A 23,353-nucleotide genomic window follows, 5' to 3' on the forward strand; every position below is an offset into this window, starting at 1 on the left:
AAGTAAAGTCAGTAAAGGGCCGGCCCGTGGACCCGGCGATCATCATCATTGCTTTGCTCTTCTTCACCAGCGTCATCATGGCGCTGGCGATGGGCGTGGCGTGGCTACACTTCGGGCGACAGCGTCATGTGTTGAGCTGGGCGCTCTCCTATGGTGCGGCGATGGTGCAATGGGTTGCCAATGCGGGTGGCATTGCCCTGAAAAGCGGGCCGCTCATGGCGCTGGCAGCGGTGTGCATCGTGATCAGCGGCACGCTGGTCGTGGCGGGCGTGCGCCAGCGGTCGGGACAGAGTGTGCCATGGCCGCTGATGATCGGCGCGGGATCGGTCGTGGCTGTCGGCGGCATTTACGCAGCGATGACCCACGATCGATCGCTTCAGGGCATGATCGTGCCGGGCTATGTCAGCATATTGATGCTGTGTTCGGCCGCCGCACTCTGGCCGCGCGAACGTCGTTTCAACACACCTGAAATGGCGTTTTTCACCATGTTCCTGCTGTTCGCGCTGTTTGAATCGGCTTTGGTGTTCAGCGCCGCCAGCAGTTGGGGGAAGCCTCCGGCGACGGGACTGGCAACCTATCGCGCGATATTGGGTCTTGGCCTGCCGTCCCTCTATGTCGGCATGGGCGTCGCAGCGGTGATGGTCGTGGCGGGTGATCTGGCGCATCAGTTGCGGCGACAGATGCGGCATGATCCGCTGACCAACGTCCTCAACCGGCGCGGGCTGGACGAGGCGGCGGCGCGCGCCATCGCCAATGCCCGGCGTTACAATCGGCCGCTGGCGCTGGTGGTATGCGATCTGGACGGGTTCAAGGCGCTGAATGACGGTCATGGCCATATCGCCGGGGACGCTGCCTTGCGCGGTTTTGCCCAGTTGCTGACCAGCGCGGTCCGGCGCGGCGACATTGTTGCGCGCATGGGCGGCGATGAATTCGGCCTGCTGCTGGTGGAGACCGCCGCCGCCGCCGCCGCTGACGTCATGGAGCGGGTGCGCGCCGAAATCACCTGCCTGACCTTGCCCCGCGCACCACAGGTCCACCTGCGCGCCAGTTTTGGCGTGGCGGAATTGCAAGCGGGCGACGAACAACTGGACGATATGGTCGCCCGTGCCGACGCCGCGCTCTACGATGCCAAGCGCGACGGCAAGGATCGCGTTGCTATCTGGCGCGCCGCCGACTGATCATCGGAATGGCGGTTCGTTGAACGCACGCAGCTTGCGGCTGTGCAGTTTCGCGCCCCCTTCACGCAGCAATTCGCAGGTCATGAGGCCGACGCGCAAATGGCTGGCAATCGCTTCTTCATAGAAGCGATTGGCCTGCCCTGGCAGCTTGAGTTCGCCGTGGATCGGCTTGTCGGATACGCACAGCAGCGTGCCATAGGGGACGCGGAACCGATAGCCTTGCGCCGCGATGGTCGCCGATTCCATGTCGATGCCGACTGCTCGCGACAGGCTGAAGCGCAGGGCCGAGCTGGAATAGCGCAATTCCCAGTTGCGATCGTCGGTGGTGACGACCGTGCCGGTTCGCAGCCGACGCTTGAAATCTTCCGGGTCGCGACCGCCCAATACCGCTTCTGCCGCCTGCGCCATCGCCACCTGCACTTCGGCGATGGCCGGGACCGGGATTTCGGGCGGGAGCATGGCGTCCAGCACCTTGTCATCGCGCAGATAGGCGTGCGCCAGTACATAGTCGCCGATCCGCTGGCTGGGCCGCAGCCCGCCGCAATGGCCGATCATCAGCCAGGCTTCGGGCCGCAAGACGGCCAGATGATCGCAGATCGTCTTGGCATTGGATGGGCCGACGCCAATATTGACCAGCGTGATGCCGCTGCCGTCGGGCGCGATCAGATGATAGGCTGGCATCTGATGCTTGCGCCAGGCGCTGTCGGCGATCATCTGCGCCGGATCGGCCGTTTCCGGGGTCACATAGACGCCGCCTGCGCCCGACAGCGCGGTGAAGCGGCTACCCTCCCGCTGTAATTCCGCGCAGGCCCAGGCGACAAATTCATCCACATAGCGATGATAGTTGGTGAACAATATGTAGCTTTGCACATGATCGGCGGGCGTGCCGGTATAATGTTTGAGGCGCGCGAGCGAAAAGTCCGTGCGCAGCCCGTCGAACAGTGCCAGCGGCCGATCGCCATCCGCATCGGGCATGAAGAGGCCATCGGCAATCTCGTCGCCAATCTCGGCCAGTTCGGTCGTGGGGAAATATCGCGCCAGTTCGGTCGGCGGCGTACCGTCAAGCGCGCCCATGTCCAGCCCGTCCAGCACATAGGGAAAGGGGATTTCCTGGTCGCTCAAGCCCGTTTCGACCGTCACTCCATAGTCGCGGACGAGCAGGTCGATCTGTTCGGCGAGATATTCGGCAAACATCGCGGGACGGGTGATGGTGGTGACGTAACGGCCTGGCTTGGACAGGCGGGCGAAGGAACGACCGGGCGGCGGCGCGTCGCTGTCCCCATGATAGATGATCCGCAATTCGGGATAGCAGAAACGCTGGTCTTGCCGAGCTTGCGGCGGCGGTATGCTGCCGTCTCGGCCATAAGCACGCATGGCGTCGCGCAATGTGTCGATGGATGTCTGGTAGAGGCGGTCCAGTTGCGCGACCGTGGCGCTGCCGATGCTTTGTGTCATCGCCCCCTGTTACCGCAGTTGCGTGACGGATGAAAGTCGGCGCGCGATCAAAAACGCGCGCCGACCTTTTCGAGTCAGAGCTGGCCCAGCATATGGTCGGCCGACGACAGCTTGAAGTCGCCGGGGGCTTCGACATTGAGTTCGGCCACGACACCGTCCTTGACGATCATCGAGAAACGCTGGCCGCGCTGGCCCAGGCCGAATTTGCTGCCATCCATGGTCAGGCCCACGGCCTGCGCGAAATCGCCATTGCCATCGGCCAGCATCGTCACCTTGCCATCGGCACCGGCAGACTTGCCCCATGCGCCCATGACGAAGGCGTCGTTGACGGCGGTGCAGGCGATTTCATCGACGCCCTTGCCCTTGAGTGCGTCGGCCTTGTCGATGAAGCCGGGCAGATGCTTGGCCGAACAGGTCGGCGTAAACGCGCCGGGAACGGAAAAGACCGCAACGGTCCGGCCCGCGAAATATTCATCCGACGGCACGGCCTCCGGGCCATTTTCCGTCATCTTCGTGAAGGTCGTGCTGGGAAGGCGGTCGCCTTTGGTAATGGTCATGCATCTTCTCCTAAAACTGACGATGGCGCAGGTCGTTGCTGCCGGGCGCACTGTCAAGAGCCGGGACGGAATATGCTGCCTGATCCTTGGCATCACCCTGTCTTTGTCTATATTCCGATCATGGACCAGACGACTTTTTTCGGCGGGCATTTTCTGCTCGCGCTTCCCGGCATGGCTGACCTGCGCTTCGATCATAGCGTGGTCGCGCTGTGCGTCCATGACGCCGACGGCGCGATGGGCATTGCGGTTGGGGAGGAGATGGAGGGGGTGAGCCTGCATGGCCTGCTCGACAGCTTCGATATCGATGGCAGCGCAATTCCCGACAGGCCGGTGCTGCGCGGCGGTCCGGTCGAGCCGCGACGCGGTTTCGTTCTCCATTCGCTCGACTGGTCGGGTCAGGATATGGTGCAGGTCGGCGGGCAATGGGGCCTGTCCGGCTCGCTCGACATATTGAAAGCGATTGCGCAGGGGCGGGGACCAAGCCGCTATCTCGTCGCGCTGGGCTATGCCGGATGGGGGTCGGGACAGCTAGAACGCGAGATGACGAGCGACAGCTGGTTCCTGGCGCCGGGCAAGGCGGACTTGCTGTTCGACGTACCGGCCCATCGCAAATGGGCCGCATCCTATGCGGCGGCCGGCGTCGATTCGTCGCATCTGGTCCGCGGGGCCGGGTCGGCCTGACGCGGCTTCCGATGGCCAATAGCGCTAGCACATAAAGAAATCTTTATATTGAGTTGCCACGGGCGGCGGCGGTTGGTAAAGCGCTTGCCATCGCCGCCGCCCGGACTTTTTTTCCAGCGGTACAGGCATCATTTCAAGTTTACGGAGACACGACCGTGGCCACCGCTTCCGCCACCCTGGCGCAGGATTATGTGATCGCCGATATCGCCCTGGCCGATTTTGGCCGCAAGGAAATGGATATCGCCGAAACCGAAATGCCGGGCCTGATGGCCCTGCGTGCGGAATTCGGCCCGTCGCAGCCGCTGAAAGGCGCGCGCATAACCGGGTCGCTGCATATGACGATCCAGACCGCCGTGCTGATCGAAACGCTGACCGCGCTGGGCGCGCAGGTTCGCTGGGCGACCTGCAACATCTATTCGACGCAGGATCATGCCGCCGCCGCGATCGCCGCGTCGGGCGTGCCGGTGTTCGCCATCAAGGGCGAAACGCTGCAGGAATATTGGGACTATGTCGAACGCATCTTCGACTGGCACAATGATCCGTCGGGCGTGTGCAACATGATCCTGGACGATGGCGGCGACGCCACCATGTTCGCCCTGTGGGGCGCGCGGGTCGAGGCGGGAGAAGAGCTGTTCACCCCGTCGAACGAGGAAGAAGAAATCTTCTGTTCGGTGCTGAAGCGCGTTCTTGCCGAACGTCCCGGCTTCCTGACCAAGACGGTCGCCGCCATCAAGGGTGTGTCGGAAGAAACCACCACCGGCGTGCATCGCCTCTATGAGCTGGCCAAGAAGGGCAAGCTGCCTTTCCCCGCCATCAACGTGAATGACAGTGTCACCAAGTCGAAGTTCGACAATCTTTACGGCTGCAAGGAATCGCTGGTCGACGCGATCCGTCGCGGCACCGACGTTATGCTGGCCGGCAAGGTCGCCTGCGTCGCTGGCTTTGGTGACGTCGGCAAGGGCTCGGCCGCTTCGCTCCGCAACGGTGGCGCGCGCGTGCTGGTGACCGAAGTCGATCCGATCTGCGCGTTGCAGGCGGCGATGGAAGGCTATGAAGTCGTGACGATGGAAGAGGCCGCCCCGCGCGCCGACATTTTCGTCACCGCGACCGGCAATGAAGGCGTCCTGACCGTCGATCATATGCGCGCGATGAAGAATATGGCGATCGTGTCCAACATCGGCCATTTCGACAGCGAGATCGAGATTGCGGGCCTCCAGAACTTCAAATGGACCGAGATCAAGCCGCAGGTGGACGAGGTCGAATTCCCCGATGGCAAGAAGATCATCGTCCTGTCGAAGGGCCGTCTGGTCAATCTGGGCAATGCCACCGGCCACCCCAGCTTCGTCATGTCGGCCAGCTTCACCAACCAGACGCTGGCGCAGATCGAGCTGTGGACCAAGAGCGAGCAGTATAAGAATGAGGTCTATGTCCTGCCCAAGCATCTGGACGAGAAGGTCGCCGAACTGCATCTGGAAAAGCTGGGCGTGAAGCTCACCAAGCTGAGCCAGAAACAGGCCGACTATATCGGCGTGCCGGTCGAAGGGCCGTTCAAGCCCGACCATTACCGCTACTGATCAGGCAAAAGGGGGAGGGCGATGCCTTCCCCCTTTTTTCATTGCCCTTCGTTAGTAGGGGCAATTCTTTGCATCGCCTTCTTCCCGCTGCGCCCGACTTGCGTTAGTCCCGGTGCGATTATGGATAGCGACGGGCAGGTTCGGCCGAAATGGGAGCAGAGGGCGCAATGACGCTGACCCCCATGGCCGCCATCATATTGGGTATCGTGCTGGCCCTGTGGCTGGGGGGCGCCGTGTGGGCGCTCGCCACCGGCCAGCGGATGCGGCGCGAGGGGATGCAGGCACAGGGCAAGCTTGATCGGCTCGCCATGCTGCTGGCTTCCGCGCCTGCCGCGCCGGTGGTCATTCACCCCGACGGCAGGCTGGAGGCGGCCGATCGCCTCGCCAAATGGCTGGGCAAGCCCCGCGTGCCGACCTTTGCTTCTGAACTGACCGCTACGGACGGTGGGCTGGAACCCGACGATGCCGCAGCGCTGGCGCGCGAGATCGCGTCGGCGCAAAAGGCGGGCAAGAGCTTTGCCTTGCCCGTGCGGGGCGTTGGCTCGTCGCGGCTGTTGCTCGTGCGCGGCGCACCTGCCGCGCCCGCTCTGGCGTCCAACGGCGGTGTCGTGCTGTGGATTTTCGACGCGACTGACAGCCAGTCTGAAATTCAGGCGCTCAAAGGCCAAGTCGATCAGTTGCGCGATGCGCTGGAGGCTTTGGCGGGTCTGGTCGAAGCCGCGCCCTTCCCGATGTGGCACCGCACCCCCGACCTGCGCCTCAGCCTCGTCAACAGCGCCTATGTTCGCGCGGTGGACGGCGCCGATGCGCGCGAAGTGATTGGCAGCGGCGTGGAACTGGTCGAGGCGGTGAGCGGATTGACTCCGCAAGCCGCCGCTGCCGATGCGCTGGCGCGGGGCGAGCCGGTCGAGCGCATGGTCCCGGCTACCATCGACGGCGAACGGCGCACCATGCGCGTGGTCGATGTGCCGCTGGGCGAGGCCGGAGTGGCTGGCTATGCGGTCGATCAACATGAGCTGGAACAGGCGCGGGTCGAGCACCGCCGTCTGGAGGCGGCGCAGCGCGATTTGCTGGATCGCTTGTCCGCTGGCGTCGCGCGCTTTGGTCCTGACCGGGCGCTACGTTTCTGGAACCAGCCCTTCATCAGCCTGTTCGGCCTGCATCAGGAGCAATTGGCTGACGCGCCCCTGTTCGAGCGGGTGCTGGACCAGATGCGCGATGCCCGCCGCCTGCCCGAACATCGCGACTTTCCCGCCTGGCGCGGGGAACGGCGCGACTGGTTCCTGTCGCCCGATCCGGTCGAGGAAAACTGGCTGTTGCAGGACGGCACCCATTTGCGCGTCTATGCCCAGCCGCTGCCCGACGGCGGCCTGCTGCTGATCTTCGAGGATCGCACCGAGCAGGTGCAGCTGTCGAGCGCACGCGACACGCTGCTGCGGGTGCGGACGGCGACGTTCGACAATCTGTTCGAATCGATCGGCGTTTTTTCGTCCGATGGCCGCCTCCAAATGTGGAACAGCCGTTTCCGCACCGTCTGGGGCGCGGACGAGGACATGCTGGCTACCCATCCGCGTATCGATGATCTGATGCGCGCGGTGCAGGAACGCCTGGCCAAGCCGCAACAGTCCAATCTGGTGCGCGAACTGGTCCGCGCCGCGACGGTCGAGCGCAAGCAGCGGATTGGCCATGTCGGTTTTGCCGACGGACGCATTTTTGAATTTGCCGCCATCCCGCTGCCCGATGGCAACGCGCTTTTCACCATGCTCGACGTGACTGACAGTCGCCGTGTCGAACAGGTGCTGCGCGACCGCAACGTGGCGCTGGAGCAGGCCGATGAGGTCAAGACCGCCTTCGTCACCAATATGAGCTATGAATTGCGCACGCCGCTGACGACGATCGCCGGGTTCGCCGAGATGATGAGCGCGGGCTATGCCGGGGAACTCAGCGCATCGGCCAAGGACTATGTCGACGGAATCCTGCAAAGCACGGGGCGGCTGTCGATGCTGATCGACAATGTGCTGGACCTGACGCAGGGCGAGGCCGGGACATTGCCGATCGACCGCGCGCCAGTCGATTTGGCGGCAGTCGCCCGCGCGAGCGCCGATCGCGTCCGAACCGACGCGAAGGCGAAGGGGATTGATCTGGCGGTGACGATAGAGGCCAGCCTTGGTCAGGTGCAGGGGGACGCCCGCCGGATCGGGCAAGCGATCGACCATCTCCTCGAAAACGCCGTGCGTTATTGCGGCAAGAGCGCGCGCGTGTTGCTGCATGGCGATGGCGGGGCGGATCGTGCGCGGATCGTCATTTCCGACAATGGGCCGGGCATTTCCGTCGCGCAGCAGAAACTGTTGTTCGATCCAGCCGCCCGCGCCGGACAGGCGCGCACCGGGGGCAAGGCCGGGATCGGCCTGCCGCTGGCCCGCCAACTGGCGCAGGCGCATGGCGGGACGCTGGAGTTGGTATCGCAGGCCGGGCAGGGGACGATGGTGGTGATCGAGCTGCCGCGTGGCTGAGGCGGTGGTGTATCTGGCGGATGAAGCCGCGATGCTCGATTTGGGCCATCGCATCGCCATCCATGTGCGAATCGGCGATGTCATCGCGCTGGAAGGCGGGCTTGGCGCGGGCAAGACGACATTGGCGCGCGGCATATTGGAGGCATTGGGGCTGGCGGGCGAAGCGCCCAGTCCGAGCTTTGCCATCGTCCAGCCTTATGACGTACCTGAAGTGCGGCTGTCGGTCGCGCATGTCGATCTCTATCGGCTCGACACACCGGAGGATACGGAGGAACTGGCGCTGGGCGACTATCTGATGGACAGCCTTCTCATCATCGAATGGCCCGACCGGCTCGGCGCGCGACTATGGTCCCATGCACTGCGTTTGACCATCACGATCGAGGCGGATGGCGCTCGGCGCTTGACAGCGGACGTGCCCGACGCTTGGACGGACCGATGGTCACAGATATGATCCCCCCCGCCGCCGCGCCCGCTTTCCTTGGCCAAGCCGGATGGGGTGATGCCGCCATCGTGCCACTGGCCGGGGACGCTTCGTTCCGCCGCTATTTCCGCGTCATCGACGGCGGGCGCCGCGCGGTGCTGATGGACGCACCGCCACCGCATGAAGACCCGCGCCCGTTCATCACGATCGCCGAACATTTGCTGGAAGATGGCTTTGCCGCGCCACGGATATTGGCACGCGACCTGGAACAGGGGCTGGTGCTGATCGAGGATTTCGGGGACCTGCGGGTCAAGGAGCATGTGGACGATCAGCCGGATGCGGAGCTGGCGGTCTATGGCCGCGCGATTGATCTGCTGGCCGACCTCCACCGCCTGCCCGCCGCGCCGGTGCCGCCTTATGAGCGGGCGGTCTATCAGCGCGAGGTCGGATTGCTAACGGAATGGTATTGCCCAGCGATCGGACTGACGGTTGATAGCGATGCCTATACCGCTGCGTGGGACGCGGTGCTGCCGATCGTTGAACAGTCGGCCAGCCCGACCGTCACCGTGTTGCGTGATTATCATGCGGAAAATATCATGCTGATCGACCGGGCGACGTCGCATGGCCTTGGCCTGCTCGATTTTCAGGACGCACTGGCCGGGCATCCGGCCTATGATCTGGTGTCGCTGTTGCAGGATGCGCGGCGCGACGTGCCGCCGCAGGTCGAGGCGGCGATGCTGGCGCGTTACAAGGCAATTGCTGCGCCACCCGATGATTTCGACGCCGCCTATGCGGTGCTGGGGGCGCAGCGGAACGCCAAGATCATCGGCATCTTCACCCGCCTGTGGCAGCGCGACGGCAAGCCGCGTTATTTGAGCTTCCTGCCGCGCATGTGGGGATTGCTGGAGCGCGACCTGGCCCACCCCGCGCTGGCCCCGGTGGCGCAGTGGTTCGCTGCCAACATACCGGCTGATCAGCGCCATGATGCGCTGGCGGAGTTTGCGCCCGCATGATCGACACGGCGATGCTGATGGCGGCGGGCCTTGGCAAGCGGATGCGTCCGCTCACTGCTACCCGGCCCAAGCCGCTGGTCAAGGTGGCGGGTAAACCGCTGATGGACCATGCGCTCGACCGGCTGGAAGCGGGCGGCATCCGCAAGGTGGTGGTCAATGTCCATTATCTCGCCGACACGGTCGAGGCGCATCTGCGCACGCGCAAGGGCGGCATGGAATTCGTCATATCCGACGAGCGCGCCAAATTGCTGGAGACCGGTGGTGGCCTGATGCATGCCGCGCCGCTGCTGGGCGACAAGCCGTTTTTCTGCGCCAATAGCGACAATCTGTGGATCGACGGTCCGCAGGAGACTTTGGATATGATGCAGCGCATCTGGAACCCGGACAGGATGGATGCGCTGCTGCTGCTCGTCCCGCTGGCGCGCGCCCATTGCCATTCAGGGCCGGGCGATTTTCATATGGATGCCGGGGGCCGCCTGACCCGGCGAAAGACTGCCCATGTCGCGCCGTTCGTCTTTACGGGGGTGCAGATATTGTCGCCCTCTCTGTTGCGCGATCCCCCCGCTGACATGTTTTCGACCAATATTTTCTGGAACCGGGCGATCGAGGCGGGGCGGCTTTATGGCGTCTCGCATCAGGGGCTGTGGTTCGATGTCGGCACGCCCAAGGCCATCCCCGTCGTGGAATCCATGATCACCCATGGGTGATCGCGGGCGCCCCGCGCTATTTTCCATTCCGGCGCATCGCGCCTTTTCCGATGCGCTGGTCGCTGGCCTGCTGGCGCGCCATGGCGGCGATCCGATGGCGCTGGCGCAGGGCATGATCCTGTTGCCCAGCAACCGCGCGGTGCGGGCGGTTAGCGATGCCTTCGTGCGGGCGTCGGGTGGCGGGCTGTTGCTGCCGCGGCTGGTGGCGATCGGCGACCCGGACATTGGCGAGCAGGTCGGCAGCGCGCTCGATCCGCTGGGGGAAGGGGAGGCACTGCCGCCCGCGATTGCGCCAATGCGCCGCCAGATGATCCTGGCGCGGATGGTACAGCAAGTGAAGGGCGACATTGACGCGGGCCAGGCGCTGCAACTGGGGCAGGCGCTGGGCGCGGTGCTGGACCAGATGCAGGTGGAGCGGGTGCCGGTGACGGCCTTGCGCGAGCTTACCCTGTCCGACGAATTGTCGCGGCACTGGCAGACGTCGCTGCATCTGTTCGAGATCGTCATTGCCCGCTGGCCGGACGAGCTGGCGCGGCTGGGCTGCATGGACCTGACCGAGCGGCGCAACCGGCTGTTCGACCGGCTGGCGGCGCGCTGGCGAGACCATCCGCCGACGGGTTTTGTCGTGGCGGCCGGCATTTCCACGACTGCCCCTGCGGTTGCCGGGCTGCTGCGGCGGATTGGCGAGATGCAAGGTGGCATGGTCGTGTTCGCCGGGCTTGACCAGCATATGGACGACGCGGCGTGGGAGGCGATCGGTCCGTTCGATCCCGATCCGGTCACCGGCCATGCCCCTGCCGGGCATGAGAGCCACCCGCAATATGCGCTAAAACGCCTGCTCCACGTCATGAGCGCGACCCGCGACGACGTGGCGCAATGGCGCTGGGGCAGCGAACATGATGCGCGGGCGGTGCGCGGGCGCAATATCTCCAACGCGATGCTGCCGCCGAAACTCACCAGCCGGTGGCGCGACCTCAAGACGGCGGATCGGTCGCTGGCGGGGGTTGCGGCGCTGGAAGTCGCGACGCCGGGCGAGGAGGCGCAGGCCATCGCCATCGCGCTGCGTGAGGCGCTGGAGACGGAGAAGCGCACTGCTGCGCTGGTCACGCCCGACCGCCAACTGGCGACGCGGGTGTCCGCGCATCTGAAGCGATGGGGCATTGAGGCGGACGATTCGGCGGGCCTGCCGCTGTCACGCCTGCCGCCCGGCACATTGCTGATCGCCATGGCGCAGGCGGTGGCGGAGCGGTTCGCGCCGGTGCCGCTGCTGACATTGCTCAAGCATCCGCTGGTCATGCGGGGCGAGGGGCGACTGGCTTGGCTGGACGGGGTGCGGGCGCTCGACCTGTTGTTGCGGGGACCAAGGCCGCAGGCGGGGCTGGTGGGCATCGATATGCTGATGGTTGCGCGGGAGGATGACCGGCAGCGTGTCCTGCGTGATCAGGTGCGCGAATGGTGGCCCGCCGCGCGCGCGTTGCTGGAGCCGCTGGAAAGGGCCTTTGGCGTTGCGACCGATCTGGCCGGGCAACTGGCTGCGATCCGCGAGCAGGCGGGTGTGCTGACGGGAGATGCAGTCTGGGCCGGGCATCAGGGCCATGCCGCCGCCGATCTGTTCGCCGAAATGGAGGCCGCCGCCGACGAAGGGCCGCGTCAGGCGGATGTTCGCGCGCTGCCGGTGCTGCTCGACCATATGCTGGGCGGGGTGTCGGTGCGTCCGCCGCAGGGAGGGCATCCCCGCATCGCGATATTGGGCCTGATCGAGGCGCGGCTGGTGCAGGCGGACCTGATGATATTGGGTGGTCTCAACGAAGGCACCTGGCCAGGCCTGCCCGCTCCCGATCCGTGGCTGGCACCGCGCATCCGGCGCGAACTGGGCTTGCCGGGGGTGGAGACGCGCATTGGCCTGGCCGCGCATGATTTCGCCAGTGCGCTGGGCGCGCCGCATGTGCTGATCACCCGTGCGCGGCGGGGGAGCGGTGGCCCGGCGGTGGCGTCGCGGCTGTGGTTGCGATTGAAGGCCATGGCCGGGCCGCAATGGAAGGTGGCGGATCGCTATGCGGCATTGGCGCGGGGGCTGGACACGCCTGCAACGCATAATCCCGTTGGCCGTCCCGCGCCTGCGCCACCGGTTTCAGCCCGCCCGACCGTCATTCCCGTCACCGATGTCGACCGGTTGAAGGCTGACCCTTACGCATTCTATGCCCGGCGCGTGCTGCGGCTGGCGCGGCTCGATCCGGTCGATGCGGATGCCGGGCCAGCCTGGCGCGGGACGGCGGTGCATGACATCCTCCAGCATTGGGCGGAGGCGGGAACGTTGGACCCCGCCGATCTGGAAGCGCGCGCCCGCGCCATGTTCGACCGGCCCGAAGTCCATCCACTGCTGCGCGCGCTATGGCAACCGCGCCTGATCGAGGCAATCCGCTGGATCGCGGCGGAGGTCGTGCGGGACAAGGCGGAAGGGCGCGCCATCCTTGCGGTCGAGAAGGAAGGGCGGGCCGACATTGCCGACGTCACGCTGATGGGGAAGGCCGACCGGATCGACCGGCTGTCCGATGGCACGCTGGGCATCATCGATTATAAGACGGGCAAGCCCCCCAGTGCGCGGCAGGTGAAGGCGGGCTTCGCGCTGCAACTGGGCCTGTTGGGCGTGATTGCCGAGCATGGCGGGTTTGAGGGCATCGATGGCCAGAAGGTCGCTGGCGGCTTTGAATATTGGTCGCTGGCCAAGAAGGGTGACCAGTTTGGCTATCGCGAAAGCCCGGTCGATCCGCTGGGCAAGCGCGACAAGATCGTCACGGCAGACTTCACGATGGACGTCTATGCGCAGTTCGAGGAGCTGGCGCAGGCCTTCCTGCTCGGCACCACGCCTTTCCGTGCGGAGATCAACCCCGAAGTCGCCAATTATGGCGATTATGACCAGCTGATGCGGCTGGAGGAATGGTATGGCCGCGACGATGGCTAAGGGGCTGGAACCCTTGCTGGGCAATCAGGCCCGCGCCGCTGCGCCCGACGCCCATGTCTGGCTGTCGGCATCGGCGGGGACGGGCAAGACCCATGTGCTGACCGCGCGCGTGTTTCGCCTGCTGCTGCAAGGGGTGCGGCCGGAAAATATCTTGTGCCTGACCTTTACCAAGGCGGGCGCTGCGGAAATGGCCGATCGCATCCATGACCGGCTCGCCGCCTGGGTGCAGATGGATGACAAGGGGCTTTTTGGCGATCTAGAGGCGTTGGGCGAGGAGTCCGGGCCTGACGCGCGCGACTTTGCCCGGCGGCTGTTCGCCGAAGTGCTGGAATCGACCGGCGGCGGGCTGCGTATCCAGACGATCCACGGCTTTTGCCAGCAATTGCTGACCGCCTTCCCGCTGGAGGCGGACCTGACGCCCGGTTTCAGCCCGCTCGACCAGCGGGAGCAGACCAACCTGGCCCGGCAGACGCTGGCCGACATGGTCGTGCGGGCGCATGAGACAGGCGACGAAGCCCTGTTCGCGGCGTTGCAGGCGATCAGCCTGCGGCTGGGAGAGGGCGGGGCGGAGAGCTATCTTCTGCGCTGCGCCGCCAGGGTCGAGGCGCTCGACGCACTGCCGGATGCGATTACGCCTTGGATCATGGCGGAACTGGGATTGCCGGATGGCGACATCGATCAATGGCTGGCGGATCAATGCGACGATGCCAGCTTCGACATGCGGACGCTGGAGCAGATCGTGCAGGCCAATGTGCAGTGGGGCAAGGGTCGTGGGCTGGAGCGCTGCGACCGGATAGCCGCATGGCGCGCGCTCGATCCGGCCGGACGCGCTGCCACCCTGACCGACTTGCATCGCGCCTGGGCCAAGGCGGATGGCGACATCATGCTGACAAAGGGGTGGGTGCCGCCGGTAGACGGCTATGCGGAGATGGCGACGCGGCTGTATGACCGTTGCGGCGAACTCATCGCGATGAAGCTGCGCGCCGATTATGCCGCGCTGCTCGGGCAGGCGCTCCATGCCGGGCGGGCTTATGCCCGGGCCTATGCGCAGGCCAAGCGGCTGGCGGGGGCGGTGGATTTCGACGATCTGATCGCCCGCGCCGCCGCGTTGCTGGAGCAGGACGGGATTGCCGAGTGGATCCGTTACAAGCTGGACCAGCGGATCGACCATATATTGGTCGATGAGGCGCAGGATACCAACGCGGCGCAATGGCGGATCGTGCGGACGCTGGCGGAAGAGTTTTTCGCAAGCGAGTGGCAGCCGGGCGACAAGGTGCGGACCATCTTCACCGTGGGCGATTTCAAGCAGGCGATCTTTGGTTTTCAGGGGACCAGCCCGGCCAATTTCGCCGCCGCGCAAATCTTGTTCCAGCGGGACGCGGACAATAGCGGGCATGATTTCCATGACCTGTCACTCGACCGCAGTTTTCGGTCCACCCCAGCGGTGCTGGACGTGGTGGATCGCACCATTTCCACCCTGCGCGCCGAGCGGCTGGGGCTGGAGGCAGGCGACGTCCATCATATCAGCGCCAACCGGCATCCGGGCGAGGTGATGTTGTGGAAGCCGGTGGTGGCCAATCTGTCCGAGGATGCCGAGGGCGAGGAAGATTGGGCGGCCGATCAGGAGCGGGTGCTGGCGCAGAAGATCGCGCAGCAGATCAAACAGTGGATCGACGATGGCGTGATGCTGGAAAGCCGGGGGCGGCCGGTGCGGGCGGGGGACATCATGATCCTGGTCCGACGGCGCAGCGAACTGGCGCGGCTGATCGTGGCGCGGCTGTATGAGGAAAAGGTGGCGGTCGCGGGGATCGATCGGTTGCGGCTGAATGCGCCGCTGGCGGTGCGCGATCTGCTGGCGGCGCTGCGCTTTGCGGTGCAACCCGACGACGAGTTGAACATGGCGTCGCTGCTGGTGTCGCCGCTGATCGGCTGGACCCAGGACGAGCTGATGCGCCGGCTGATCGGGCGCAAGACCGGGCTGTGGCGGCACCTCAACCAGACGCTGGACGATGCGACGCTGCGGCCCCTGCGCGATCTGCTGGCGGTGGCGGATTTCACCACGCCTTACCGCTATCTGGAGGCGATCCTGTCCGGGCCGATGGATGGTCGCCGCCGCCTGATCGAGCGATTGGGGGCGGAAGCGGTCGATCCGATCGAGGAACTGCTGAACGCCGCGCTGGCGTTCGAGAGTGACGACCATCCCTCGCTCCAGCGCTTCATCGACTGGTTCGATCGGGGCGAAGTCGACATAGTGCGTGATGCGGCGGCGCAGGGCGACATGCTGCGCCTGCTGACGGTGCATGGGGCCAAGGGCTTGCAGGCGCCGATCGTCATATTGGCCGACGCCTGCCTTGATCCCGATGCGGGCAATCGCGCGGATTCGCTGCTGTGGAACGGCCTGCCGATCCTGCCCCCGCGCAAGCCGGAGCGGCAGGGACCGATTGGCGATGTCGCGGAACAGGCCGCTGCGGTCGAGCGGGAGGAGCATTGGCGGCTGCTCTATGTCGCCCTCACTCGCGCGGAGGAGAAATTGATCGTCGCCGGATCGCTGGGGCCACGGGCGAAGGGCGAGGTGAAGCCCGAAAGCTGGTTCGCGGCGGTCGAGGGGGCGATGGTGTCGCTGGGTGCCGAGTGGGAGGCTGATCCGCTCTGGGGCGCGACGCGGCGCTGGCGCGGGACCGAGGATTTGCCGTCCAGGAAGGCGGAGCCGGAGACGGCAGAGGAACGCACGGCGGCGGACATGCCCGACTGGCTGCGCCAGCCCGCCCCGGTCGAGGCGCGCCCGCCGCGGCCGCTGGCCCCTTCCGCGCCGGTCGAGGATGACGTGCCTTATCCGCCGCCGACCCCGGCGATGCGCGCAGCGGCGGAGCGGGGGCGGTGGCTCCACGCCTTGTTCGAGCGGCTGCCCGGCGTCGAGCCTGAGCGCCGCCGCGACGCTGCGGATCGCTGGCTGGTGCAGCAGGGCGCGGATGATGCCGCCGTCCGGCAGGATGTGATTGCGCAGGCGCTCCGTGTGATCGAAGCACCGGATTTCGCTGATCTGTTCAGCCCCGATGCGCTGGCCGAAGCGCCGATTGCGGCGGTCGTCGGCGAAGCGGTGATCGCTGGTACGGTCGACCGGCTGTGCGTCGGGCCGGACCGCATCCAGCTGGTCGATTTCAAGACTGGCCGCGTCGCGCCGCTGGGCGTGGACGATGTGCCGACCGCGCACGTCCGGCAGATGGCCGCCTATGCCGCCGCGCTAGCGGTGATCTTCCCCGACCGGACGATCGAGGCAGGGCTGCTCTATACCAGCGCGCCGCGCCTCATCATCCTGCCGCCCGCGCTGCTGGCGGCGCACAAGCCGGGCTTTGCGCCCGCGCAGGAGAATTTGCTGCTCTCACCCGTTGAGCGCCATGCGACGACACCCTAGATAGCGCCTCAAGATAAGGAGATTAATGTCATGGCCACCAAGGCAGTTACCGACAGCAGCTTCAAGGCTGACGTGATCGATTCCGACAAGCCCGTGCTTGTCGATTTCTGGGCCGAATGGTGCGGCCCGTGCAAGATGATCGGCCCGGCGCTGGAGGAAATCTCCGACGAACTGGGTGAAAAGATCACGATCGCCAAGGTCAATATCGACGAAAACCCCGACGCGCCCGGTCAATATGGCGTGCGTGGCATTCCGACGATGATCCTGTTCAAAAATGGCGAACCAGCGGCCACCAAGGTCGGCGCTGCACCCAAGAGCGCGCTCAAGAGCTGGATCGAGAGCGTTCTCTAGAGTCTGATGACTTTTCCCTAATCCGTTCGTCCTGAGTAGCCATTGAGCGAAGTCGGAGTCGCAGACGACCGTAGGTCAAATGGCGTATCGAAGGATCAAGCGCAGTGCATGATGCTTCGATACGAGCCTTTGGCAGGCTCAGGCTCTACTCAGCACGAACGGAAGTTATGCAGCCTGAAGTCATCAAACCTTAATCTGATCGTTCCGGGCTTCGTTGTAGAGGCGAGGCCCGGATCATCAGCGGAACAATATCTCCGCCGCCCTGTCCCACAGGCGCGGCGAGGATGCGCCGAGCAGGCCGCGGCGCGTGTCGCCCACGACATAGGGCGTGCCGTCGAGCCGCTGGCAGCAGCCCCCTGCCTCGTTCAGGAATAACGTGCCTGCCGCATGATCCCAGGGCAGGGTGCGCGCGAATACCGACACGTCATTCTGGCCCAGCACCAGCCGGGGATATTGTTCGGCGGCGCAGCGGGGAATATCGACCAGCGCGAACTTGTCCCGCGACCGGCGGGCGATGTCGGCGCGTTCTTCTGCGCTCATGAAATAGACCGCCAGCGCCGCGATTGGCAGATCACCGCCACTTTCGCGCGCCTGCGCCCGCTCGTCATCGATATGACTGCCACCGCCCAGCATGGCGTGACAGAGCCGTCCGCTGATAGGATCGAGGATCCAGCCCGCGAGCGTCGTCCCGGCGTCGGCCAGTGCGATCATGATGCCGAAGGGCGGTTTGCCAGCAGCGAAATTACCAGTGCCGTCGATCGGGTCGATGATCCAGTTGAGACCGTCGCCAGCGCGATCCAGTATCGACGGATCGGCGGCGCAGGCTTCCTCGCCAATGATACCGGCTTCGGGCAGGATGGCAGCGAGACCTTCGGCCAGCCTGATTTCGCTTTCCTTGTCGGCGATAGTGACCAGATCGTCGGCATCCGCCTTGGCACTGATTTCGCTGCTGGCCAAATTCTGGTAACGGGGCATCACGATGTCGCGGGCGACTTCCCGCATCAGCGCGACGACCGGGGCGTGCAGGTCCAGCATCAGCTGCGATAATCCGCGTTGATCGAGATATAGCCATGGGTCAGGTCGCAGGTCCACACCGTCGCGCGGCCTTCGCCCAGTCCCAGATCGACGCCGATGACGATGTCCTGCCCCTTCAGATGCCCGGCGACGGGGGCTTCGTCATAGCCTTCGACCGCCAGCCCGCCGGTCGCCACCTGGGTCGCGCCAAAGCGGATCGATAGCAGGTCGCGATCGGCGGGTTCGCCCGCCTTGCCGATAGCGGCCACGACGCGGCCCCAATTGGCGTCCTCACCAGCGATCGCGGTCTTGACCAGGGGTGAATTGGCGATCGACAGGGCGATGCGGTGGGCGCTCTCATCGCTGGTCGCGCCCTCGACGCTGATCTCCACGAACTTGGTCGCGCCTTCACCATCGCGCACCACCAGATGGGCGAGTTGACGGCACAGGTCCGCCAGCGCGGCGGCAAAGGCGTCCGCGCCTGCATCGTCCATGCTGGTCAGCGGCGCATTGCCCGTCTTGCCGGTCGCGAAAGCCAGCACCGTGTCGCTGGTGGAGGTGTCGCTGTCGACCGTGATGCAGGAGAAAGTCCGCTTGTTGGCGGACGACAGCATGGATTGCAGCAGCGCAGGATCGATCGCGGCGTCGGTGAAGATATAGCCCAGCATCGTCGCCATATCCGGCGCGATCATGCCCGATCCCTTGATGATGCCGACCAGATCGACCCGCGTCTCCCCGATCATGGCGGAGACATGCGCGCCCTTGGCGAAAGTGTCGGTCGTGCCGATGCTGTTGGCGGCATCCTCCCAGCTACAGGGAGCGGCGGCGAAGGCGGCTTCCAGCCCTGCCTCTGCCTTGTCGATCGGCAGCGGCACGCCGATCACCCCGGTCGAGGAGATGAAAATGTCCGATGGCAGGCAGGAAAGGTGATTGGCGACCTTGGCCGCGATCGCCTCCACCGCCGCGCGGCCACGATGGCCGGTAAAGGCGTTGGCATTGCCCGCATTGACCACGAGCGCCCGCGCCGACCCCAGCGGAATGGCGTCCCGGCACCATTCGACTTCGGGAGAGGGGCATTTGCTCTGCGTGGTTACGCCAGCGACCGCTGTGCCGACATCGAGTTCGACATAGGTAAGGTCACACCGCTCCCACGCCTTATATCCGGCGCGAGCGCGGCGGAGGGTCACGCCGGCAATCGAGGGCAGGACCGGGAAGGCGGCGGGGGCGAGGGGGGAGCGATCAGTCATGGCCGTCGCTTAGCGCAATCGCGCCGGTCGTCAAACCAGAGCGAGCGGATTCGCGGTCAAATTTGTTCGCCAGCGTCGCACGCGCCGATCGGCGATTTGATTGACTATCGGCTGAGCGCTCCCTAAATCGCCGCGCATGTCTGCGCGTGGTCCCTGGTCCGGGGCGCGCTTCCCTATTGTGTCAGGAAATTGCATGTTCGGCGCCCTCGCCAAGTCCATCTTCGGATCGTCCAACGAACGCTATGTGAAGTCGCTGGGCAAGATCGTCGACAAGATCGCCTCGTTCGAGCCTGCGATCCAAGCGTTGAGCGATGAGGATCTGACGGCGCAGACGGTGCGGTTCCGCGAACGGCTGGCCGCTGGCGAGACGCTGGACGACCTGCTGCCCGAAGCCTTTGCCACGGTGCGCGAAGCGGCTGTGCGGGTGCTGGGGATGCGGCATTTCGACGTGCAGATGGTGGGCGGCATCGTCCTGCATCGCGGCGAAATCGCCGAAATGCGTACGGGTGAGGGCAAGACGCTGGTGGCGACGCTGGCGACTTACCTCAACGCGCTGGAGGGCAAGGGCGTTCATGTCGTTACCGTGAACGACTATCTGGCCAGCCGCGACTGCGAATGGATGGGGCAGGTCTATCGTTTCCTGGGCCTGACCACCGGCGTCATCGTGCCGAACATCAGCGAGGACCAGCGCCGCGCCGCCTATGCCGCCGACATCACCTATGCGACCAATAACGAGCTGGGTTTCGACTATCTGCGCGACAATATGAAATATGACCGCGCGTCGATGGTCCAGCGCCCGTTCAATTACGCCATCGTCGATGAAGTGGACTCGATCCTGATCGACGAGGCGCGCACGCCGCTGATCATTTCCGGGCCGACCGACGACAAGTCCGAACTCTATGTGTCGGTCGATGCGATCGTGAAGCAGATTGTCGAGACCGACTATGAGAAGGACGAGAAGCAGCGCTCCGTCACCCTGACCGAGGATGGCACCGAGAAGATCGAGCGACTGCTGGAGGATGCGGGGCTGCTCCAGGGCAGCAATCTCTATGATTTCGAGAATACGCAGGTCGTCCATCATGTGAACCAGGCGCTGCGCGCGGTCGTGATGTTCCGCCGCGACATCGACTATATCGTCAAGGACGGCAAGGTCGTCATCATCGACGAATTTACAGGCCGCATGATGGACGGACGCCGCTGGTCGGACGGCCTGCATCAGGCGGTGGAGGCCAAGGAAGGTGTCCAGATCGAGCCGGAGAACCAGACCCTCGCCTCGGTCACCTTCCAGAATTATTTTCGTATGTATCCCAAGATTTCGGGCATGACCGGCACCGCTTCGACCGAAGCGACCGAGTTCTACGAAATCTACAAGATGAACGTCGTCACGATCCCCACCAACAAGCCGGTGCAGCGGATCGACGAGCAGGACAGTTTCTACAAGAATATCGAGGACAAGTTCCGCGGCATTGCCCGCACGATCAAGGAACATGCTGAAAAGGGCCAGCCGGTCCTCGTCGGCACGGTGTCGATCGAAAAGTCCGAAATGCTGTCCGAATTCCTCAATCAGGAAGGCGTGCCGCACGCGGTGCTGAACGCGCGCTTCCATGAGAGCGAGGCGCATATCGTGGCGCAGGCGGGCCGCAAGGGCGTGGTGACGATCGCCACCAACATGGCGGGGCGCGGCACCGACATTCAGCTGGGCGGCAATCTGGAATTGCGGGTCGAGGACGAGCTGCGCGACATGCCCGAAGGGCCGGAGCGTGACGCGGCGATCGAGGCAATCAAGGCCGAAATCGCAGCCGAAAAGGCCGAAGTGCTGGCGGCGGGCGGCCTGTTCGTGCTGGCGACCGAGCGGCATGAAAGCCGCCGTATCGACAATCAGCTGCGCGGCCGTTCTGGGCGTCAGGGCGATCCGGGTCTGTCGCGCTTTTACCTGAGCCTTGACGATGACCTGATGCGCATCTTTGGCCCGGACACGATGTTCGCCAAGATGATCCGGTCCAACCTGGAAGATGGCGAGGCGCTGCCCCCGTCCAAATGGCTGAGCAAGGCGATCGAGACCGCGCAGAAGAAGGTCGAGGCGCGCAACTACGACATTCGCAAGCAGGTCGTCGAATATGACGACGTGATGAACGACCAGCGCAAGGTGATCTACGAGCAGCGGTCCGACATCATGGATGCGGACACGGTGGATGATGTCGTCACCGACATGCGCCATGAAACAGTGAACGACATTGTCGGCAGCGCCTGCCCGCCCGGCACCTATCCCGAACAATGGGATATCGCCAAGCTCAAGGCGCGGACGTCGGAGATATTGGGGCTGGAACCCGATTTCGACGCCTGGCTGACCGAAGATGCGGTCGATCCTGAGATGATCGAGGAGCGTCTGACGGCGCTGGCCAATGCAGCGGTCGAGGAGAAGGTCAAGGAGGTCGATGCGGCCGACTGGCACATGATCGAAAAGTCGATCCTGCTCCAGAGCCTGGACCATCACTGGAAGGAGCATCTCTCGACGCTCGATGCGCTGCGCCAGGTCGTGCATCTGCGCGCCTATGCGCAAAAGACGCCGATCAACGAATATAAGCAGGAAGCCTTCGCCCTGTTCGAGCGGATGCTGGAAAATATCCGCGAGGATGTGACCGGATCGATCGCGCGGGTGCAATTCCGCATGGACGCACCGCTGCCGGAATTCGACCTGCCGGTGCTGCCCGATTTCATCACGACCCATATCGATCCCTTCTCCGGGGACGATAACAGTGCCGATTTCGACGCCGGGACATTTGGCGGGATCACGACGACGATCCCGCGTGCGCCGACGGCGCCGGCTGGCGAGTTCGCCAATCTCGACATCAGCCGCAATGCGCTCTGCCCCTGCGGATCGGGACAGAAATACAAGCATTGCCACGGCGCACTGGCCTGATCGCCGGACGGGGCGGGCGAGACGTTTCTTGCCTGTCCCCCGGTTAACCAGCCCGCTTATCGCTTCTGCAAGGTTGCTGCGACACAATTGCATCTGATCCTGGGGGGAAACCGGGAGACAGCGATGAACAGCATCCATTATCGGCCCCAGGTCGAGCGTCGCCGCGAAAGCCGCTTCGTGGCCAACGCCCGCGCGACGCTTTTATGGGATGGCGTTACCGAACCCATCACCATCCAGAATATCTCCGCCTATGGCGCTCTGGTCACCGGCTTCTACCTGCCGCCCATCGGCGCGCGCGTGACCGTGATCGCCGACTATCTGGAAGTATGCGGCACAGTGATCTGGCGCGGCGTGGAGCGTTGCGGCCTGTTGCTGAGCCGCCAGGTCGATCCGCTGGCGGTCATCGCGGAGCCATCCGTGCGCACCGTGGAAGCGCCCCGGCAGCGCGAAATCAGCCTGCGGCGGCTATCGGCGGGGGTTTATGGGTGATCAGGACGCGGGTGCTTGGGTCGAATGATCTACGATGCGCGGCAGCCAGAGGGCCGACCAATATTCGTGGACGGGGTCGAGAACAAAGAGGGCGACGATCCACCTCAACAGAATCGTGTGGTTTCTATGTTGGCGGCAGAATTTCCAAGGCGTCGAGTCGGTCGAGCAAGTGCTGACAAAGTCGGCTCAGTCGTGCGGCCTGCCACGCGCTTCGCTCTAGCTCTGCCATCGTCATTCGCTGGCATCGCAACGTCACTGCTCCAGCGTCCGCCTTCGGAATATCGTGAAACGTTACACCCCAATCTGGCAACACCTGCATTCGCGCATGTGCGACGATATGGCGCAATTCACTCGTCCGCTCGACCCGTTCAAAAAACAGTTCCGCAAATCGTCTGTGAGGTTCCAGCGCCCCTATGTTGAATGCAGCTTTCAAAAAGCTGATCCGTCGATCTATCGAATAGGGGAAGCTGCTGCGCACAACCGAGTAGATAGGAATACGGGAGCAGCGGATCGCTAATTCACCAAGCCTTGCTTCAATATACCCGTATGCCGAAACGATAGTGCCGCGAAATAATAGGGCAGCCTCAATATCACTCCGCCTAGCCCATGGATTGCGCTCAACCTCATATGCACTTCTGGCCGTTCCAGCGCCAGGATCGCGAAGTAGGGGATTTAGCGGGGAAGAGTAATAGTCGCTCAAATAAGATCCCATTTTAGCGTCTTAAGAGCAATTATGGCGGAAGGGGTGGGATTCGAACCCACGGATACTTGCGCATCGGCGGTTTTCAAGACCGCTGCAATCGACCACTCTGCCACCCTTCCGTCGCCTCGCTTCCTAGCGCGCTGTGCTGGCTTGCCA

The 23,353-nt window shown here is 64.5% G+C and carries 17 protein-coding genes and 1 tRNA gene; 12 read left to right on the forward strand and 6 right to left on the reverse strand.

The genetic code is table 11. From position 1 onward, the window contains the following. Positions 1–26: 26 nt before the first annotated feature. Complete coding sequence (locus ACODR8_RS16180) at positions 27–1,178, forward strand: GGDEF domain-containing protein (protein WP_489008220.1); 1,152 nt, start codon at positions 27–29, stop codon at positions 1,176–1,178. Here the strand turns inward: ACODR8_RS16180 and ACODR8_RS16185 are convergent, their stop codons facing one another. Both ACODR8_RS16185 and ACODR8_RS16190 read right to left on the reverse strand, forming a co-directional pair. Continuing rightward, positions 1,179–2,633 (reverse strand): AMP nucleosidase, encoded by a 1,455-nt coding sequence (locus ACODR8_RS16185; protein ID WP_489008221.1) that lies wholly within the window; start codon positions 2,631–2,633, stop codon positions 1,179–1,181. It lies immediately after the preceding gene. A 74-nt stretch (positions 2,634–2,707) separates the two neighbouring features. Beyond that, the gene (locus ACODR8_RS16190; protein WP_489008222.1) at positions 2,708–3,190 is read right to left on the reverse strand and encodes a peroxiredoxin; all 483 of its coding nucleotides are present in this window, start codon (positions 3,188–3,190) and stop codon (positions 2,708–2,710) included. A 120-nt stretch (positions 3,191–3,310) separates the two neighbouring features. On the opposite strand from ACODR8_RS16190, the gene ACODR8_RS16195 reads away from it, so the two are divergent. From ACODR8_RS16195 to trxA, 9 genes are all read left to right on the forward strand, one after another. After that, positions 3,311–3,871: a YqgE/AlgH family protein gene (locus ACODR8_RS16195; protein WP_489008223.1), complete on the forward strand. Its 561-nt coding sequence runs from the start codon at positions 3,311–3,313 to the stop codon at positions 3,869–3,871. Between the two features lie 155 nt (positions 3,872–4,026). Then, positions 4,027–5,445, forward strand: a complete 1,419-nt coding sequence (ahcY, locus tag ACODR8_RS16200) for an adenosylhomocysteinase (protein WP_119745775.1) — start codon at positions 4,027–4,029, stop codon at positions 5,443–5,445. Between the two features lie 167 nt (positions 5,446–5,612). Continuing rightward, positions 5,613–7,958, forward strand: a complete 2,346-nt coding sequence (locus tag ACODR8_RS16205) for a sensor histidine kinase (RefSeq protein WP_489008224.1) — start codon at positions 5,613–5,615, stop codon at positions 7,956–7,958. Continuing rightward, complete coding sequence (tsaE, locus tag ACODR8_RS16210; protein ID WP_489008225.1) at positions 7,951–8,409, forward strand: tRNA (adenosine(37)-N6)-threonylcarbamoyltransferase complex ATPase subunit type 1 TsaE; 459 nt, start codon at positions 7,951–7,953, stop codon at positions 8,407–8,409. The genes ACODR8_RS16205 and tsaE overlap by 8 nt, the downstream gene beginning before the upstream one ends. Continuing rightward, the gene (locus ACODR8_RS16215) at positions 8,406–9,392 is read left to right on the forward strand and encodes an aminoglycoside phosphotransferase family protein (protein WP_489008259.1); all 987 of its coding nucleotides are present in this window, start codon (positions 8,406–8,408) and stop codon (positions 9,390–9,392) included. Before tsaE ends, ACODR8_RS16215 begins: the two co-directional genes overlap by 4 nt. Then, on the forward strand, positions 9,389–10,099 hold the full coding sequence (locus ACODR8_RS16220; RefSeq protein WP_489008226.1) for a nucleotidyltransferase family protein: 711 nt from the start codon (positions 9,389–9,391) through the stop codon (positions 10,097–10,099). The genes ACODR8_RS16215 and ACODR8_RS16220 overlap by 4 nt, the downstream gene beginning before the upstream one ends. Next, positions 10,092–13,061 (forward strand): double-strand break repair protein AddB, encoded by a 2,970-nt coding sequence (gene addB / locus ACODR8_RS16225; RefSeq protein WP_489008227.1) that lies wholly within the window; start codon positions 10,092–10,094, stop codon positions 13,059–13,061. The genes ACODR8_RS16220 and addB overlap by 8 nt, the downstream gene beginning before the upstream one ends. Continuing rightward, positions 13,042–16,473, forward strand: coding sequence for a double-strand break repair helicase AddA (addA, locus tag ACODR8_RS16230; RefSeq protein ID WP_489008228.1), 3,432 nt, complete (start codon positions 13,042–13,044; stop codon positions 16,471–16,473). The genes addB and addA overlap by 20 nt, the downstream gene beginning before the upstream one ends. A 30-nt stretch (positions 16,474–16,503) precedes the next feature. Beyond that, the gene (trxA, locus tag ACODR8_RS16235) at positions 16,504–16,824 is read left to right on the forward strand and encodes a thioredoxin TrxA (RefSeq protein ID WP_294134703.1); all 321 of its coding nucleotides are present in this window, start codon (positions 16,504–16,506) and stop codon (positions 16,822–16,824) included. Between the two features lie 237 nt (positions 16,825–17,061). Here trxA and ACODR8_RS16240 read toward each other — a convergent pair whose 3' ends face one another. Together ACODR8_RS16240 and argJ are read right to left on the reverse strand one after the other, a co-directional pair. Continuing rightward, on the reverse strand, positions 17,062–17,859 hold the full coding sequence (locus tag ACODR8_RS16240; RefSeq protein ID WP_489008229.1) for an inositol monophosphatase family protein: 798 nt from the start codon (positions 17,857–17,859) through the stop codon (positions 17,062–17,064). Further along, complete coding sequence (argJ, locus tag ACODR8_RS16245) at positions 17,859–19,085, reverse strand: bifunctional glutamate N-acetyltransferase/amino-acid acetyltransferase ArgJ (RefSeq protein ID WP_489008230.1); 1,227 nt, start codon at positions 19,083–19,085, stop codon at positions 17,859–17,861. Before argJ ends, ACODR8_RS16240 begins: the two co-directional genes overlap by 1 nt. Before the next feature lie 193 nt (positions 19,086–19,278). On the opposite strand from argJ, the gene secA reads away from it, so the two are divergent. Next, positions 19,279–22,005 carry a preprotein translocase subunit SecA gene (secA, locus tag ACODR8_RS16250; protein ID WP_489008231.1) on the forward strand — a complete coding sequence of 909 codons (2,727 nt, stop codon included), beginning with the start codon at positions 19,279–19,281 and terminating at the stop codon, positions 22,003–22,005. 123 nt (positions 22,006–22,128) lie between these two features. Then, on the forward strand, positions 22,129–22,494 hold the full coding sequence (locus ACODR8_RS16255) for a PilZ domain-containing protein (protein ID WP_489008232.1): 366 nt from the start codon (positions 22,129–22,131) through the stop codon (positions 22,492–22,494). 124 nt (positions 22,495–22,618) lie between these two features. Here ACODR8_RS16255 and ACODR8_RS16260 read toward each other — a convergent pair whose 3' ends face one another. Both ACODR8_RS16260 and ACODR8_RS16265 read right to left on the reverse strand, forming a co-directional pair. After that, positions 22,619–23,194 (reverse strand): hypothetical protein, encoded by a 576-nt coding sequence (locus ACODR8_RS16260; protein WP_489008233.1) that lies wholly within the window; start codon positions 23,192–23,194, stop codon positions 22,619–22,621. A 34-nt stretch (positions 23,195–23,228) separates the two neighbouring features. After that, positions 23,229–23,316, reverse strand: a tRNA-Ser gene (locus ACODR8_RS16265). Between the last annotated feature and the right edge of the window lie 37 nt (positions 23,317–23,353).

It is taken from the genome of Sphingobium sp. FG58, from assembly GCF_057809055.1.

Bases quoted from the DNA above. Each gene is read 5' to 3' on its own strand.
- ACODR8_RS16185 (WP_489008221.1), bottom strand. From the start codon at position 2,633: ATGACACAAAGCATCGGCAGCGCCACGGTCGCGCAACTGGACCGCCTC.
- ACODR8_RS16190 (WP_489008222.1), bottom strand. From the start codon at position 3,190: ATGACCATTACCAAAGGCGACCGCCTTCCCAGCACGACCTTCACGAAG.
- ACODR8_RS16195 (WP_489008223.1), top strand. From the start codon at position 3,311: ATGGACCAGACGACTTTTTTCGGCGGGCATTTTCTGCTCGCGCTTCCC.
- ACODR8_RS16205 (WP_489008224.1), top strand. From the start codon at position 5,613: ATGACGCTGACCCCCATGGCCGCCATCATATTGGGTATCGTGCTGGCC.
- ACODR8_RS16215 (WP_489008259.1), top strand. From the start codon at position 8,406: ATGATCCCCCCCGCCGCCGCGCCCGCTTTCCTTGGCCAAGCCGGATGG.
- ACODR8_RS16220 (WP_489008226.1), top strand. From the start codon at position 9,389: ATGATCGACACGGCGATGCTGATGGCGGCGGGCCTTGGCAAGCGGATG.
- addB (WP_489008227.1), top strand. From the start codon at position 10,092: ATGGGTGATCGCGGGCGCCCCGCGCTATTTTCCATTCCGGCGCATCGC.
- addA (WP_489008228.1), top strand. From the start codon at position 13,042: ATGGCCGCGACGATGGCTAAGGGGCTGGAACCCTTGCTGGGCAATCAG.
- trxA (WP_294134703.1), top strand. From the start codon at position 16,504: ATGGCCACCAAGGCAGTTACCGACAGCAGCTTCAAGGCTGACGTGATC.
- ACODR8_RS16240 (WP_489008229.1), bottom strand. From the start codon at position 17,859: ATGCTGGACCTGCACGCCCCGGTCGTCGCGCTGATGCGGGAAGTCGCC.
- argJ (WP_489008230.1), bottom strand. From the start codon at position 19,085: ATGACTGATCGCTCCCCCCTCGCCCCCGCCGCCTTCCCGGTCCTGCCC.
- secA (WP_489008231.1), top strand. From the start codon at position 19,279: ATGTTCGGCGCCCTCGCCAAGTCCATCTTCGGATCGTCCAACGAACGC.
- ACODR8_RS16255 (WP_489008232.1), top strand. From the start codon at position 22,129: ATGAACAGCATCCATTATCGGCCCCAGGTCGAGCGTCGCCGCGAAAGC.